The organism is Methylobacillus sp. MM3 (assembly GCF_001645185.1).
GTDB lineage: Bacteria > Pseudomonadota > Gammaproteobacteria > Burkholderiales > Methylophilaceae > MM2.
Window position 1 is genome coordinate 181,405 of record NZ_LXTQ01000050.1, and the last position, 14,605, is coordinate 196,009.

General features: G+C 57.5%; 11 protein-coding genes. 2 read left to right on the forward strand and 9 right to left on the reverse strand.

The window, feature by feature from the left end; all coding sequences use genetic code 11:
* Positions 1-2: 2 nt before the first annotated feature.
* Positions 3-977, reverse strand: a complete 975-nt coding sequence (locus A7976_RS12825) for a quinone oxidoreductase (RefSeq protein ID WP_067112573.1) — start codon at positions 975-977, stop codon at positions 3-5.
* A 561-nt stretch (positions 978-1,538) separates the two neighbouring features.
* Between A7976_RS12825 and A7976_RS12830 the strand changes: the two genes are divergently transcribed.
* Positions 1,539-3,065, forward strand: coding sequence for a glucan biosynthesis protein G (locus A7976_RS12830; RefSeq protein ID WP_082878134.1), 1,527 nt, complete (start codon positions 1,539-1,541; stop codon positions 3,063-3,065).
* Positions 3,062-5,554 (forward strand): glucans biosynthesis glucosyltransferase MdoH, encoded by a 2,493-nt coding sequence (mdoH, locus tag A7976_RS12835; protein WP_240483882.1) that lies wholly within the window; start codon positions 3,062-3,064, stop codon positions 5,552-5,554. The genes A7976_RS12830 and mdoH overlap by 4 nt, the downstream gene beginning before the upstream one ends.
* 501 nt (positions 5,555-6,055) lie before the next feature.
* Here mdoH and epsL read toward each other — a convergent pair.
* From epsL to A7976_RS12875, 8 genes are all read right to left on the reverse strand, one after another.
* Positions 6,056-7,348, reverse strand: coding sequence for an XrtB/PEP-CTERM-associated polysaccharide biosynthesis outer membrane protein EpsL (gene epsL / locus A7976_RS12840; RefSeq protein ID WP_067112579.1), 1,293 nt, complete (start codon positions 7,346-7,348; stop codon positions 6,056-6,058).
* A gap of 65 nt (positions 7,349-7,413) precedes the next feature.
* The gene (gene galU / locus A7976_RS12845; protein ID WP_067112582.1) at positions 7,414-8,352 is read right to left on the reverse strand and encodes a UTP--glucose-1-phosphate uridylyltransferase GalU; all 939 of its coding nucleotides are present in this window, start codon (positions 8,350-8,352) and stop codon (positions 7,414-7,416) included.
* Between the two features lie 36 nt (positions 8,353-8,388).
* Positions 8,389-9,387 (reverse strand): UDP-glucose 4-epimerase GalE, encoded by a 999-nt coding sequence (gene galE / locus A7976_RS12850; RefSeq protein ID WP_082878135.1) that lies wholly within the window; start codon positions 9,385-9,387, stop codon positions 8,389-8,391.
* Between the two features lie 19 nt (positions 9,388-9,406).
* The gene (locus A7976_RS12855) at positions 9,407-10,177 is read right to left on the reverse strand and encodes a WecB/TagA/CpsF family glycosyltransferase (protein ID WP_067112587.1); all 771 of its coding nucleotides are present in this window, start codon (positions 10,175-10,177) and stop codon (positions 9,407-9,409) included.
* Between the two features lie 205 nt (positions 10,178-10,382).
* Positions 10,383-11,447 (reverse strand): DUF4124 domain-containing protein, encoded by a 1,065-nt coding sequence (locus tag A7976_RS12860; protein ID WP_067112590.1) that lies wholly within the window; start codon positions 11,445-11,447, stop codon positions 10,383-10,385.
* Positions 11,434-12,426 (reverse strand): acyltransferase, encoded by a 993-nt coding sequence (locus tag A7976_RS12865; protein WP_067112593.1) that lies wholly within the window; start codon positions 12,424-12,426, stop codon positions 11,434-11,436. The genes A7976_RS12860 and A7976_RS12865 overlap by 14 nt, the downstream gene beginning before the upstream one ends.
* Positions 12,427-12,496: 70 nt before the next feature.
* Complete coding sequence (locus A7976_RS12870; protein ID WP_067112596.1) at positions 12,497-13,522, reverse strand: acyltransferase family protein; 1,026 nt, start codon at positions 13,520-13,522, stop codon at positions 12,497-12,499.
* On the reverse strand, positions 13,519-14,604 hold the full coding sequence (locus A7976_RS12875) for an acyltransferase (protein ID WP_067112599.1): 1,086 nt from the start codon (positions 14,602-14,604) through the stop codon (positions 13,519-13,521). Before A7976_RS12875 ends, A7976_RS12870 begins: the two co-directional genes overlap by 4 nt.
* Between the last annotated feature and the right edge of the window lies 1 nt (position 14,605).

Here is a 14,605-nt window from a genome sequence, read left to right on the forward strand (position 1 = left end):
GTTCAGGGAATAAGGATGCCCGCGCCGGTGGTCTTGCGCGCTTCCATGTCGCGATGAGCGTGTGCGGCGTCGGCCAGGGCGTAGCGGTAGCCGATGTCGATGCGCACCTTGCCGCTCTGCACCATCTCGAACAATTCCTGCGACGTGGCTTCCAGGTCTTTACGGCTGGCGGTGTAGCTGAAAAGTGATGGCCGGGTGAGGAACAACGACCCTTTCTGCGTCAGCAGGCCGAGGTCGAACGGCGGCACCGGGCCGGAAGCGTTGCCGAAACTGACCATCATCCCCAGGGGTTGCAGGCAATCGAGCGACCCCAAGAACGTGTCCTTGCCCACCGAGTCGTAGACTACGCGCACGCCGATATCGTTGGTAATTTCGCGCACGCGCTGGACAAAGTTTTCGGTGCGGTAGTTGATGCAATGATCCGCACCATGCGCATGGGCAAGCGCACACTTCTCATCCGATCCGGCTGTGCCGATGACCGTCGCACCGAGCGCTTTCAGCCATTGGCAGGCAAGCAGCCCGACCCCGCCGGAAGCGGCATGGAACAACACCACCTCGCCGGGCCGGACCGCATAGGTGCGGCGAATCAGGTATTGCACCGTCATGCCCTTCAGCATCATGGCGGCGGCCTGCTCGAATGAAATGTCATCGGGCAGCACGCATAGCCGGTTGGCGGGCATGTTGCGCACTTCGCAGTAGGATCCCATCGGCCCGCCGGCATAGGCGACGCGGTCGCCCGGCTTGAGCCAGCTCACGCCTTCGCCCACGGCTTCGACCACGCCCGCGCCTTCGTTGCCCGCACATGCCGGCAACGGCACGGGGTAAAGCCCGCTTCGCTGGTAGATATCAATAAAGTTGAGCCCGATGGCGCGGTGCCTGACTTTCGCCTCGCCCGGCCCGGGCGCGTCTATCCCCATCTCTTCAAGCCGCAGCACATCGGGGCCGCCTGTTTCATGAAAACGCATCGCTACAGACATTAGGGAATCCTTTCACATGAGGTGAATGCCGTAAATTCTAGCGCTGCTTGTCAGACAGCGCCTATACGCCTTTACTCTTCCAGACGATGCCGTGATGGCCTTTCCATTTCTATTATTAATCATGCGGATTGTCCGAACGGAGGTCGAATGAATATGAACAAATGCCGGCTGCTTGAAGCTTTGACCCTCGCCCCGGCTTTTGTTTTCATCGTCTGCAGATCGGCATCCAGTCAGTAACCCGCACAGATCGTCGCCGATCCCCGACAAGACAGCAATCACGCAAGCAAGCCACTGTTTTCAATTAACTTTTCATGTCTCGATAAAGAGACAATTCTTGAAAAATGACCTTTTACATGCCTTGTTCAGATCGACTGAGCGTGAAACCCCGGTTATCACATGCTGATTGAGGCATTAATAATCAATAGCTTATAAATAATTTACTCGCATTAACGCTTTCTCAGTTGGCACTCTTCTTGCCTATCAAGAGAAGTCATATTCGGAGACTATGTTGTGCAGCACAATTACATATTAATAACTCATGAAAACAAGGCATTAGCTTCGATGCTCGTGTTTTTTTACAATCGCTGGGTGGGGTACACGGCGATGATGGGCTTTTTTCTGCTATGGAGCCAGACGGCGTTTTCCTTCGATTTCAATGATGTCGCCAAACGGGCCGAGCAATTGGCTGCATCGCCGTACAAGAAGCCGAATGCCAGCCTGCCCAAGGAACTGGAAACTCTCGATTATGACAAATTCCGGGATATCCGATTCAAGCCGGATAAGTCGCATTGGCGCAGCGCCAACCTGCCATTCGAGTTGACATTCTTCCATCAGGGCTGGCATTACAACCTGCCGGTCAAGATCAACGAGATCAACAGCCAGGGTGTGCAGGAAATCAAGCTGGACCCGGCCGATTTCGATTACGGCGCCAACAAGTTCAACCCCAAGGAATGGAAAGATGTGGGATTCTCGGGCTTCCGCGTGCACTTTCCGATCAACACGCCGCAATACAAGGATGAAGTCCTGGTGTTTCTCGGCGCCAGCTATTTCCGCGCACTCGGCAAAGGCCAGATCTATGGGCTATCGGCACGCGGTCTGGCCATCGACACCGCGATGAGCTCCGGCGAGGAGTTTCCGCGTTTCGTCGAATTCTGGCTGGAAAGGCCGAGCATGTTTTCCAAGCAGCTCGTGATTTACGGCCTGCTGGATTCGCCACGGGCTACAGGCGCTTACCGTTTTGTCCTCAATCCGGGGGCAAATACCACCATGGATGTGACCGCGCGCCTTGTGCTGCGCGACAGCGTCGGCAAGCTGGGTATCGCCCCGCTTACCAGCATGTATTTCTTCGGCGAAAACCACCGGCCGCCCAATGAAGACTTCCGGCCGGAAGTGCATGATTCCGATGGTTTGCTGGTGCATACCGGCAGCGATGAATGGCTATGGCGGCCATTGATCAACCCCAAGCGCCTGCTCACCACTTCGTTTACGACCACCAATCCACGCGGTTTCGGGCTGATGCAGCGCGACCGTGACTTCGGCCATTACGAAGATCTGGAAACGCGCTACGACAAACGCCCCAGCACCTGGATAGAACCCAAGGGCAACTGGGGGCCGGGCCGCGTCGAACTGGTGCAGATTCCCACGCCGGACGAAACCAACGACAACATTGTCGCCTACTGGCTGCCGGATGCACTCCCCAAGCCGCGCGTGCCCTATCAGCTCGAATATCGCGTCTCATGGCAGAAAGAGGCCGAAGCGCGCCCGCCTTCCGCCTGGGTCGTGCAGACTCGACGCGGCTACAGTTATTCCAGGCATCAGGACGGCAGCATCGGGCTGATACTGGATTTCGACGGCCCGGCACTGCGCAAGATGAGCACTGAAGCCAAGATGGAAGCGGTCGTGTCCATCGACGATAACGGGCAATTGCTGGAAAACACGCTTTATCCGAACGTTGTCACCGGCACGTGGCGGCAGTCCATCCGCGTGCGACGCATCGACAACGACAAACCCATCGAGCTGCGCAGTTATCTGCGCAGCAACAACACGGCGATCTCAGAGACATGGAGCTACATACTTCCCCCCGAATGAGCGGACCTGCGTTAGTGGTCTGCGAACGCTATCTCGACCAGCTTTCGGTTGCGCCGGAGGTGCGCCAGTCATTGCTGCGCAAGGTTGCAGCGTCCGAAGACGCCACCGATCCGTCTGCCGCACTGCTCTGCCTGCATGAAGCGCTGGCCGGAGAGGGCTTCGATTTCGACAACCCTGCCCGGGCTTCTGCCCGGCAGCGCCTGCAACTCTCGTACGGCAAGCCGTTGGCGGACGCCCATGCGGGTTTGACCTGCGCGCCAGGAATCAATCGCGCACCGATGGCGCCATCCTCCTGGCCGCCGAATCCGGTTCTGGCCGTGCTGGGCAAACTGGGTCGCTGGCTGCGACTCAAAGCGTGCACATCCAACCCGATACCTTCGGATTCTCCCGATCCGCGCGGACACTGGCACCGTGCTGGCAGCATCCGCCGCACGGTTTTGCTGCTGCTGGTATTGTCACAGTCCGCGATGGCGACCTACTCAATGACGGCAGTCCTGCCCTACCACGGCGAGAAACCACTGGAAATTGCGGTTCTGTCACTCTTCGCCGTGCTGTGCGCCTGGGTTTCCGCCGGCTTCTGGACGGCCCTGATGGGCTATCTTGTGTTGCAGTTCGGCGGCGACCGGCATGCGATTTCGCGCAGCGCAGCCGACGATGCGCCCATTCCGGCCGACGCCCGCACCGCGATCATCATGCCCATCTGCAACGAGAACGTGGCGCGCGTATTCGCAGGATTGCGCGCCACATATGAATCGCTGGCGAAATCGGGCAATCTCCGGCACTTCGATTTCTTCGTGCTGAGCGACAGCAGCGACCCCGACATCCGCGTTGCGGAGTCGGAAGCCTGGATGGAGCTGTGCCGCAGCGTCCATGGCTTCGAGCGCATCTTCTACCGCTGGCGACAACATCGCATCAAGCGCAAGAGCGGCAATGTCGCGGATTTCTGCCGCCGCTGGGGCAACAATTACCGCTATATGGTGGTGATGGACGCCGACAGCGTCATGACCGGCGATTGCCTGTCGCGGCTGGTGCAATTGATGGAAGCCAATCCCAACGCCGGCATTATCCAGACCGGACCGCATGCCGCCGGGCGCGATACCTTCTACGCGCGATTGCAGCAGTTTGCCAGCCGCGTGTATGGCCCGCTCTACCTCGCCGGCCTGCATTACTGGCAATTGGGTGAATCGCATTACTGGGGCCATAACGCGATCATCCGAGTCGCGCCGTTCATCAAGCATTGCGCACTCGGCCGCTTGCCCGGCCGTGGCTCGCTGTCGGGCGAAATACTGTCGCACGACTTTGTCGAAGCCGCCTTGATGCGCCGCGCCGGCTGGGCGGTATGGATCGCCTATGACCTGCCCGGCAGCTATGAAGAAATGCCGCCCAACCTGCTGGATGAGCTCAACCGCGACCGTCGCTGGTGTCATGGCAACCTGATGAACTTCCGCCTGTTCTGGGCACCGGGCTTTCATGTCGCCCACCGGGCGGTATTCATGACCGGAGTGATCGCTTACGTCTCGGCACTGCTGTGGCTGAGTTTTTTGATACTTTCCACCTGGCTGCTGGCGGAACATACGCTGATCGAGCCGGAGTACTTCGTGCAACCGAAGCAGCTTTTTCCGCTCTGGCCGGAATGGCATCCCGAGCGCGCGATGGCCTTGTTCGGCGTCACGGCAGCCTGGCTTTTTCTGCCTAAACTGCTGAGCGCGGCACTCATTATCATGCAAGACGCACGCGCCTATGGCGGCACAATACGCCTGGTAATCAGCATGCTGCTCGAATGGGTGTTCTCGATGCTGATGGCGCCGATACGCATGCTGTTCCACACCCAATTTGTCCTCGCCGCACTGACCGGCTGGCGTATTCAATGGAAATCGCCGCCGCGCGAAGACGCCGCAACACCGTGGAGTACGGCTATCCGCCGCCATGGCTGGCATACGCTGCTGGGCGTGGCATGGGGCGCGGCAGTCTACTGGCTCAACCCGTCCTACCTGCTCTGGATGACGCCCATTCTCGGCGCCCTGGTCTTGTCGATCCCGATCTCGGTCATCACCAGCAGCCCGGAGCTGGGCCGCAAATTCCGCAAACTGGGGCTCTTCCTTATTCCCGAAGAGTCGCGCCAGCCAGAAGAACTGCAAAGCGTACAAACGGAAATGGAGTATGTCGTCAAACAACATGACTTCGCCGAAGCCGTCACCGACCCTGGCGTAAATGCACTGGTATGCTCGCTTGGCGTCTCACGGCAACATCCGTCTGAAATGCTGACCCGCCACCGGCGCCAGCTGGTGGATATGGCCCTGAAAAACGGCCCGCATGCGCTGACCGGGCAGCACAAGATGATCCTGCTAAACGACGCGAAAGCCATGTCGCACCTGCATTTCCAGGTCTGGGCATCACCGGCTGCCCACGCAAGCTGGTTCCGGGTTGAAGTACAAACGCCTAAGGTGAGGACTTTCGGCATGGAGTTCGTGAAACCGGCGTATGCGTGACGGATTTCATAATTAAAAAGCCGTGCGCTAGTTTTGATCGCACGGCTTTTTTGAGTCTGCCACCCTCAGCCTGGCCCTTTTTCCGCAAGAGAAGGGGCTAACGGATTCCAGCCTGCGCGAATAACAAACTCGGAATGGCGACATACCCGCTTTTCATCCCCCTTCTGTCGCGCTGAGCAGCGCAGTCGAGACGGGGGATTTCGGTGGGCGTCTGTTTGAGCGCAGCGAGTTCAGCCCGCCGCCCGGCTCGACGAGCAGCGCAAGGGAGTGCGAAGCACCGCAGCGGCAGGGTGTCTTTTTCTTTGGGTTCTTTCTTTTGGACAAGAAAAAGAAAGAACCTCGCCTGTCGGGGCGAGTCCCGACCCTCCAAGCATCAACGACCACGCGGCTAGCAGGCTCCCCGCCCTATTGAAACTCCAAACGAAAAAAGCCGGCATTCGCCGGCTTTATACCCCCCTCCCGCAAGGAGAGAGGGAAGAGATTTCAGAGATTCCTTGGAGCTTAAAAGAGAAACTGCGCGTTGATACTCGCCGAAGTCGCCTTGTAATCGAAATCCTCGAAGTTCGACGTGCGCTTGTCGTGTTGCAGCGCGCCGGTGACGATGATGTTGCGCGTGGCTTTCCAGTCGGCAGCCAGCAGAAACATCTGCAACTGATCGTCGCGTAGTTCGGGAATCGAGACGATGGCGCCGCGATATTCCCGGTCGCTGTAGTCGTAACGCGCGCGGAATGTGGTCTTGGGGCTGTACTCCCACACCGGCGAAATCGAGAAGGTTTCCGCGATGTAATAGCTGTTCTCGTCCTCCTGATAGCTATAGAGATTACGGGATACCGACACGTTCAACTGCGTCTTGTCCGTGATATCCCAGCGATACAGCAGGCGGCCCACCATGCCCGAATAATCGCGGTCGTCAAAATGGTCGTGCTCGCGCTTCACATAGCCCAGCTTGGCATCGAAAGACGACTTGCCGGTCAGGCGCCAGAACATGTTGGCTTCGGTCTCGCTTTGATCGAAGCCGCTGTCCAGCTGCGCCACCGGGTCCAACTCGCGACCGCGATATTCGCCGTCAGTTTCGCGCTGTATGAGCGAAATCCAGTTTTGCGAAGAAGCAATGTATTTGCCGCCGAATTCGAAACCATCCTGTTGATAGTCGCCGACCGCTTCGAAGGTTTTGCTGTTGCGTGCCCGCACGTCGAGCAGGCCGCCGATGGCGTGGAACCCGCCGCCCAGATCGCCATCCACGGTGAATAACCGGACGTTGCTGGTCTGGACGTTTTTCTCGGTTTCGCGGAACTCGGCGAAGCTGTTCATTTCCTGCTTCTGCTCAGCAAGTAGAACGCCCGTGATGCGCGGCGTCAAGTGCCAGTGCCAGGCAGCGCTGTAGTTGAACGCGGTGTAATCGAGAAAATCATAGGTCTTGAAGCGATTATCGACCACCATCGCTTCGACCACGAAACGCTGCAGCGAATACGATTTGTCGATGCGTATCCCGGCGTTTGTCGTATAGATGATGTCGGACTTTTGCGAACGGCCGAGTTCCGGTTCCGGATCTTCGGAGCCGGACAGGCGGAACAGGTTGCTGTCGTAGCGCACCTGCCCGCCCAGAATGAAGTTCAGCGTGTCGGTATTTTCGATCTTGTCCAGCGGGTCGCCAGTGTAAGCGGTACCGCCGCCAGCCATGGAGACCAGCGGAGATACTGCCAGACAGCTGGCGACAACGAGTTGAGATGCATTGATGCTATAGGTCCGGTGCGCTGATTTCTTCGATTTGACGGCGCTGGAAGAAATGGTCATTCGTTATGCCCCTTTTATTGCAATCCCTTTATTCTTTTTGACCTTAGCATAGCAAAAATCAAACATCAACTTTTACCGCCAACCACCAGCAATTCCCTCGTTTTTTCAGACGTTTGTGTGGTTTTTTTTGCAGATTGTCCGAACATTCCTTCCAGCATCGCACGAAACTCCTTGCCGACCTCTGGATGCCGCAGGCCGAGCTTGACCGTCGCTTCGAGATATCCGCTCTTGGAACCACAGTCGTAGCGTACGCCCTGGTAGCGATAAGCGAGCACTTGCTCTTCGTTGAGCAGCGCCGAAATGCCATCCGTCAGCTGGATTTCGCCGCCGGAACCGGCCTGGATGTTTTCAAGAAAATGAAAAATGCGCGGCGTCAGCACATAGCGGCCGACTACGCCCAGCGTGGAAGGCGCATCTTCGGGCTTAGGCTTTTCGACGATTGCAGAAACCTGCTCCACCGTTTCGTCCAATGGACGCGAGGCGACGATGCCGTAGCTGCGGGTCTGTTCGCGCGGGACATTTTCCACGCCCAGCAGCGAGCAATTGTAGTAATCGAAGGCTTGCGTCATCTGCTTCATCACGGGCGTTTCTCCATCCAGCAGGTCATCGGCCAGCAGTACCGCGAAAGGCTCGTCCTGCACCACCGGCTTCGCCATCAGCACGGCGTGCCCCAGACCCAATGCGCGATTCTGGCGAATATAGATGCAGTTGATATTGCGCGGCACGATGCTGCGCAGTGCTTTCAGCAGGCTTTCCTTGCCGTTGCGTTCGAGCTCGTTTTCAAGCTCGTAGGCCACATCGAAATGGTCAGAGATGGAGCGCTTGTTGCGCCCGGTAATAAAAATCATGTCCGTGATGCCGGCCGCGACAGCTTCCTCGACGGCATACTGGATCAGGGGTTTGTCCACAATGGGCAGCATCTCTTTCGGGCTGGCCTTGGTGGCGGGGAGAAAACGGGTGCCGAGACCGGCAACGGGAAATACGGCTTTGGTAATCTTTTTCATGATATCGATTCTTGCTAGTTGATAAAAAGGTTTAAATCAGGCGACGCAGCGTTTGCGCTCGCTCTGCAGGTGGATCATTTCCCACTGCCAGGCATGAGCGATGATGGTGTCGAGATCGGAATAGACCGGCAGCCATCCCAGTTCCTCGCGGGCCAGCGTGGCATCCGCGACCAGCATCGCCGGGTCGCCAGCGCGGCGCGAGCCTTCCGCGACACGCACGATGCAGCCAGTCACGCGCTCGGCGGCGTCTATCACTTCCTGCACGGTATAGCCGGATTCATTGCCCAGGTTGTAGCGGCGGCTCAAACCCGTCGCCATCAGGCGTTGCAGCCCCAGCAAATGGGCGGTGCAAAGATCGACCACATGAATGTAGTCGCGCACGCAGGTGCCGTCCGGCGTGTCGTAATCGCGGCCGAACACGGTGATCGCCTCGCGGCGGCCGGAAAGCGCCTGCAGCACCAGCGGAATCAAATGGGTTTCGGGTTCGTGACGTTCGCCCAGCAGGCCGGAAGGATCGGCGCCGGCAGCATTGAAATAGCGCAGGCAAACCGACTTGAGGCCATAGGCGTCGTCGTAGTCGTTCAGAATCTGCTCGACCATCCATTTCGTACGGCCGTAAGGGTTCACCGGATTTTTCGGGTGCGAAGGATCGATGGGCACATACTCCGGCTCACCGAAAATGGCGGCGGTCGAGGAGAAAATGAAATATTCCACATCATGCTTCACCATCGCATCCAGCAGGTTGAGCGTATTGGTGACGTTGTTCTGGTAATACTTGCCTGGCTGGCGGACCGACTCGCCCACCTGAATGCAGGACGCGAAATGCATGACCGCATCCGGCCTGTGCGTCGCAAACACTTCATCCAGCCTGGCCTTGTCCGCGAGATCGCCCTTGACGAATTCCCCACCCAGCACCGCATCGCGGAAACCGGAAGAAAGATTATCAAATGTAACTACCGCATGCCCTTGTTCCAGCAGCATTTTTACCATGTGCGAACCAATGTATCCTGCGCCGCCAACGACTAGTATTTTCATAATGGATCCTTATACGTTTTTAAAAGCCGGCTTGAGACCGGCTGCCCGAAACCCTGCTGTTGCTGTCCTTGCGGTATTTGAGGCAGTGCGCGAAAAACACCAGCATGTCCACCGTATAGCGCCGCATCAGGCGGCGCGGCTCGTGATATAAGCGGAACAGCCATTCCATGCGGATTTTCTGAATGAATTCAGGGGCGCGCGGTTTGCTGCCGGCCCAGAAATCGAACAGAGCCCCCACCCCGGTGACAACGCCGGCATTCAGCGCATCGCGATGGTTGAGGATCCATTCCTCCTGCAAGGGATTGCCCAGCGCCACCAGCAGCACTTCGGCCTCGGAGCGATTGATGCGCTCGACGATATGCGGATCGCGCAAGCCGCTATAACCGTCGCAATAGCCGACCACCACCTGTCCCAACTCGCGCTCGACGTATGCCGCGGCTTTTTCCACGATTTCCGGATGCGCGCCCAGCATGTACACGCGCAGCGGGCGCGAGGATTCGCGGAACAGATAGGGAGTGAAGTCGGTACCGTTCAAATTGGCCTTGAACGCGCGCCCATGCAGGCACTTGGCAACGATATCGATACCGATACCGTCGTTGACGATGAGCACGCTGTCGTTAGCCATGCGGTTCAATAGCTTCTTGCACTTGACGACGAAATTGCTGTTGGCAAACAGCAGCGAAATTTTTTCGTGCTCACGCAGTACGGATAACAGATGCATCGCCAGATCCTGTGGCGTTGCCTCGTGGACGGGAAAGCCGGCAATGGGCACAACCTTACCCAGACTCATTCGAATTTTTCCTTATCAGGCGGTAACGCCTAAAGAAATAGCAATCCGCGTGCCATCAATTCAAGTTATTGATTTTTAATAGAATATATTGATACTGACAGCTATTGGGAAAGGGGTTGACGTCGCCGTCCAACGACATCAACCCCAAACCATATGCTAAGTTCATGATTTATATGAACTAGGATTGTCTCCGTAAGTAGACAATCTACTTGCGTTGCGACTTGCCCGGTTTTGTAGCCGGGGCCGTCGTCGTAGTGGTGGTCGTAGTACTCGTACCCGAGGTCAGGTCCTTGCCGTAATCCATCGGCAGGAATTGGAGCTTGTCCCAGGGAAAGCCATTGAGGACAGCATAGTTGGGATGCCCACCGAAGAGCGTTGGGTACGGGTCAGGCTTCCCCAATGCCGTGTACGAAACGGCATTCTGCGCACGCAAGGCCAAGGCACCGGAACGATCCCACACCACGAAACCGTATTTTTGCGCGGCCTTGGCGATGATCTTGCCCGCCTTGCTCATCGGCAGCGCATCGACATTGACTGCAGGGTCGAGCCGGAAGCGCAACCCTTCCGGAATGCGATTGGGCGCAGACGTGGGGTTGGACCCGTCCGAGCGGTTGGCCGGCCATGAGAACAGGCTTTTATCCTCGGCGTCCACCACCGAGAACCCGATCGCATGCCTGATTTCGCCGCGCTGCAATTCCTCCGCGGTAATTTGCCCGCCGAGAAAGGAAAGACTGGTGGCCGTGACGCCGTAATACTTGTAAAACACGCCGTTGCTGGCAGAGGCATTCTGGATGCGCCCACCCCAGCATGCCTGCCACTTTCCATCCACTTTTTTAGCCTGCCAGAACTCCCACACGGTATCGGTCGAAGGCTGGTAAACCGTCATTTCGGAATCCGTTCCCCTGGAAGGAAGGGCGTAATCCGGGACAGGAACCGCGGACCACTGTTCCGTCAGGCTGGTATCCGAATAGCCTTTCTTCTGGCAATCCCACTGGGTGACTTTCATCGTCGGCGCGCCGGCGGCGGCGATATAGACGGGGCTGGTGTATTCCTTCGTATTGATGGTCACGGTGCCGTAATAAGCCGCTTTCTGGCGCAGGATTTCCTTCACGAAATTGGCCGAATTGGAGTGCAAGGGCACTGCCGCGGGGATAGGTGTGTACCAGAAGCTGGTCGGGGCGTATACGGCGTCGGTTATCACGGCCTCTGCCGATGCGCCAAGCGGCATCGCAAGCAGCGCGAATAAAAGAAGTTTTTTATTTGAGTTCATAAGTTGCTCCTACGCGTAGTTTTGAAGATATCCGTTTACCGAGAGCGATCCACCGCTGCTCGTAGTAAAAGGTCGAGATATGCGCGCTGATGAACAGGACGGCCAACAGCAATGGTCTTTTCGCATATTTTTCAAGATCACCGCCCGAGCCTAGCCACGTCGTCGCGAGAAATGGATGAATCACGTACAGCGCGAATGAAATGGTGGCGATATAAACCAGTAGTCTGTTTCGCAGCAAGCCATCGATGGCGGTGTTGTGGTTGAACAAGGTGGCGCCGACCAGTATCGCGGCAAAATAAGGCCGCAGATAACACATGAATCCGGCGCTCGGATGGCACGAAATCAGCAGCAGAACAAACGTCACCGACAAACTCGCGCGGCTCACAAGCATCCGCAGGATGTCGGGCAGCTTGCCGTTGTAAATCAGCGCCAGCATCGCGCCGGCGAGGATCTCGTCGATGCGCAGATGCGTCATGATCGAATAGTGCACACCCTGGGTCGCGCGCAGCAGTGTCACGGCGATCAGCAGAACAGGAATCAGCAACAGGCCGCGTTTGTGGAAAAAAGCGACCAGCATCGCGATACCCAGGTAGAAATGTATTTCGACGCACAAGGACCAAAGATGCGGCGTCGTGGCAACGAGTTTATCCGGCGGATAATTGACGTAAAACAGGAAATGCGCGAACCAGATTTCGCGCGTAACCGGTGAAATCAGAAACATCAACGTCATGTAGAGCCATGCCAGCGGCAGGATGCGGAAAAACCGCCGGATCAGGAAATCCGCCAGCCCGTAGCGCGTCAGCAGAAAATGCGTAACAAGAAACCCCGACAATATGAAAAAGATCACCATGCCCAGAATGCCGGCCGTGACATTCAGCTGCCACGCATGCGGCCCCAAAGGCAACAAATGCGTCGCCAGCACCAGCAATATGCTGATGCCGCGCCAGCCATCCAGCACGGCAAATCTACCGTTTTCCAAAACGGACTCCTTATAAAGTATTTCGGGCGCCCCGCTTATGTGCTGGGCGCCCCTCCCTTAAAGCGGCGACTTAAGTGCCGAATTTCTTCTGATACCAGTATTGCCCCGATATTGTTCGCGGCGCCTCCAGCAGAAACATCATGTCCCAGCGCCGACACAGTTTCACGACCCCCAGCGGGATCAACACCGCCGCCGAAAACCCCAGCGCGAGGTGCGCATAGAGGTTTTCGACATGCAGTATCTTTTGCAAAAACACCCGAACCCCGCTGCCCACCATCACATGCATGAGGTAGATCGCCATCGACGAATAGCCGAGCTGCAGCATGAACCGTCCGGGGTAATGCGACAGCACGTGAGCCAGCAACACGACAAACATGATCGCGATCAACGCCAGCACCAGCAGGCCGGCGCCTCCGTCTTCATAGGTCAGCCCGAAATAGCCGTGGAATATCCACTGGCTGAATACGAACAGCACAAAGAAGAATCCCAGCAACGCACGCGAACGGCTCAGCACGGCATCCCGGATTTCGTTGAACCAGACGCCGAACGCGAAAAATACGAACCAGGCGTAGAGGTAATCGGAATGGAAGAACTCCGGCAGCGCATTGCTGAAGACGAACACGGCGGAGAACGCCAGTGCCACCGCCAGAAAATAGCGCTGCTTCAATGCCGCATAGATCGGAATCGCCAGCACCGTGATCATGAACAGCGCAAACAGGAACCAGAACTGCGCGCGCGGCTCCAGCAGATTGACGACCTCCTCGGCGGAGATCACGTCGTTGGTGTAGCGCGAGAACATCAGCTCGACGGTGCCCTGCAGCAACGACCAGACGATGTAAGGATATAAAATCGTGTCGGCTTTCGCCGCGACCAGCGCACCCCCGCCGCGCTTTTGCAGCGAGCTGTAGAAAAAAAGGCCGGAAAGAAAGAAAAACAATGGCATATGAAAGGTGTAGATCACGCTGTCCACCAGCGTGTACCAATCTTCATCGGATGCGATGCCGGCGGAGAATACGCCGCGCGCGGTATGCGCATAGACCACCAGCAGGATGCCGATGCCCTTGGCGTAGTCTACCCAGTCGTAGCGCTTGCTCACGGCTCGGTCACCTTGCGGCGGGGGCGGAGCCGGGAGAAATCGGCGTTGGCAAAAAGCTTGCGCGCCGGGTTTTCGATGCAGCGATAGCACCCCTCGGCAACGAATAAATTGAGCAGCGCAAAAGCGGCGAGTGCAGCCACGCCGTAGCCATCGTTCAGCAGGGGCACGCGATCCTGCAACCGGACGAACAGCGCCAGCGTGAAAAAATGCGAAAGATAGAGCGAATACGAAATATCGCCCAGGTGCGCGAAAGGCCGCGTCGCCGCAGATAGCGCGATTTCGCGCCGATTGAGCGAGGCCGACATGATGAGCGCGAACGACGCCAGCCCCCAGATGGCGGTGCGCTCGAACACCGTGCCGTGCAGTTGATTGATCAGCACACCCACAGCAATCAGCGCGAGCGGCAAGGCGACCCACGCGCTCAGGCGCAGGCCCTTGAGATAAAGCACCGCCACCGCGCAGCCGAGCAGGAAATCGAACAGCAAGGGGCTCGTGACTACCTGCAGAATCGGCGCTTGCGGCTGGGCCAGCACACCGGCCGCCACCAGCGCGACGAAGACCACGGCGATGAAGTGAAGACGGGCATAGGCATGCAAACCGAAGGCCAGCGCAGAGGCGAACACCAGATAGAAAAACCATTCGAAAGTGAGCGTCCACGCCATCGGGATCACGTAGGCCGTGTGCGCGGCATCGCTCATGGAAACAGGGCCGTCGCTATAAGGCAGGAACAGCATGGACATCAGGAATTTTTCGACGGGAATCTGCGTATTGACCGCCGCACCGGCCAGGGATGCCAGTCCGAAGGCCAATGCCGTCAGCACCCAGTACAGCGGCACGACGCGCATCAGACGGCGCACGAGAAACTGCCGGGCGGAATATTCGCGCTTTTTGCCGCCCATGTCGGATTGCGTGATCATCATGATGAAACCGCTGATCACAAAGAAAATATCGACCCCGGAGCCGCCGAACTCATGCAGCCAGCGTCCGACTTCCACACCCTGCTCGGCTTGCGACGCCACGTAGTGGTGGACTACCACCATCGCAGCCGCCAATCCTCGCAGTATCTGGATGCCGATGAACATA

Bases quoted from the DNA above. Each gene is read 5' to 3' on its own strand.
- A7976_RS12825 (WP_067112573.1), bottom strand. From the start codon at position 977: ATGTCTGTAGCGATGCGTTTTCATGAAACAGGCGGCCCCGATGTGCTG.
- mdoH (WP_240483882.1), top strand. From the start codon at position 3,062: ATGAGCGGACCTGCGTTAGTGGTCTGCGAACGCTATCTCGACCAGCTT.
- A7976_RS12875 (WP_067112599.1), bottom strand. From the start codon at position 14,604: ATGTTCATCGGCATCCAGATACTGCGAGGATTGGCGGCTGCGATGGTG.
- galE (WP_082878135.1), bottom strand. From the start codon at position 9,387: ATGAAAATACTAGTCGTTGGCGGCGCAGGATACATTGGTTCGCACATG.
- A7976_RS12830 (WP_082878134.1), top strand. From the start codon at position 1,539: ATGCTCGTGTTTTTTTACAATCGCTGGGTGGGGTACACGGCGATGATG.
- A7976_RS12860 (WP_067112590.1), bottom strand. From the start codon at position 11,447: ATGAACTCAAATAAAAAACTTCTTTTATTCGCGCTGCTTGCGATGCCG.
- A7976_RS12855 (WP_067112587.1), bottom strand. From the start codon at position 10,177: ATGAGTCTGGGTAAGGTTGTGCCCATTGCCGGCTTTCCCGTCCACGAG.
- epsL (WP_067112579.1), bottom strand. From the start codon at position 7,348: ATGACCATTTCTTCCAGCGCCGTCAAATCGAAGAAATCAGCGCACCGG.
- galU (WP_067112582.1), bottom strand. From the start codon at position 8,352: ATGAAAAAGATTACCAAAGCCGTATTTCCCGTTGCCGGTCTCGGCACC.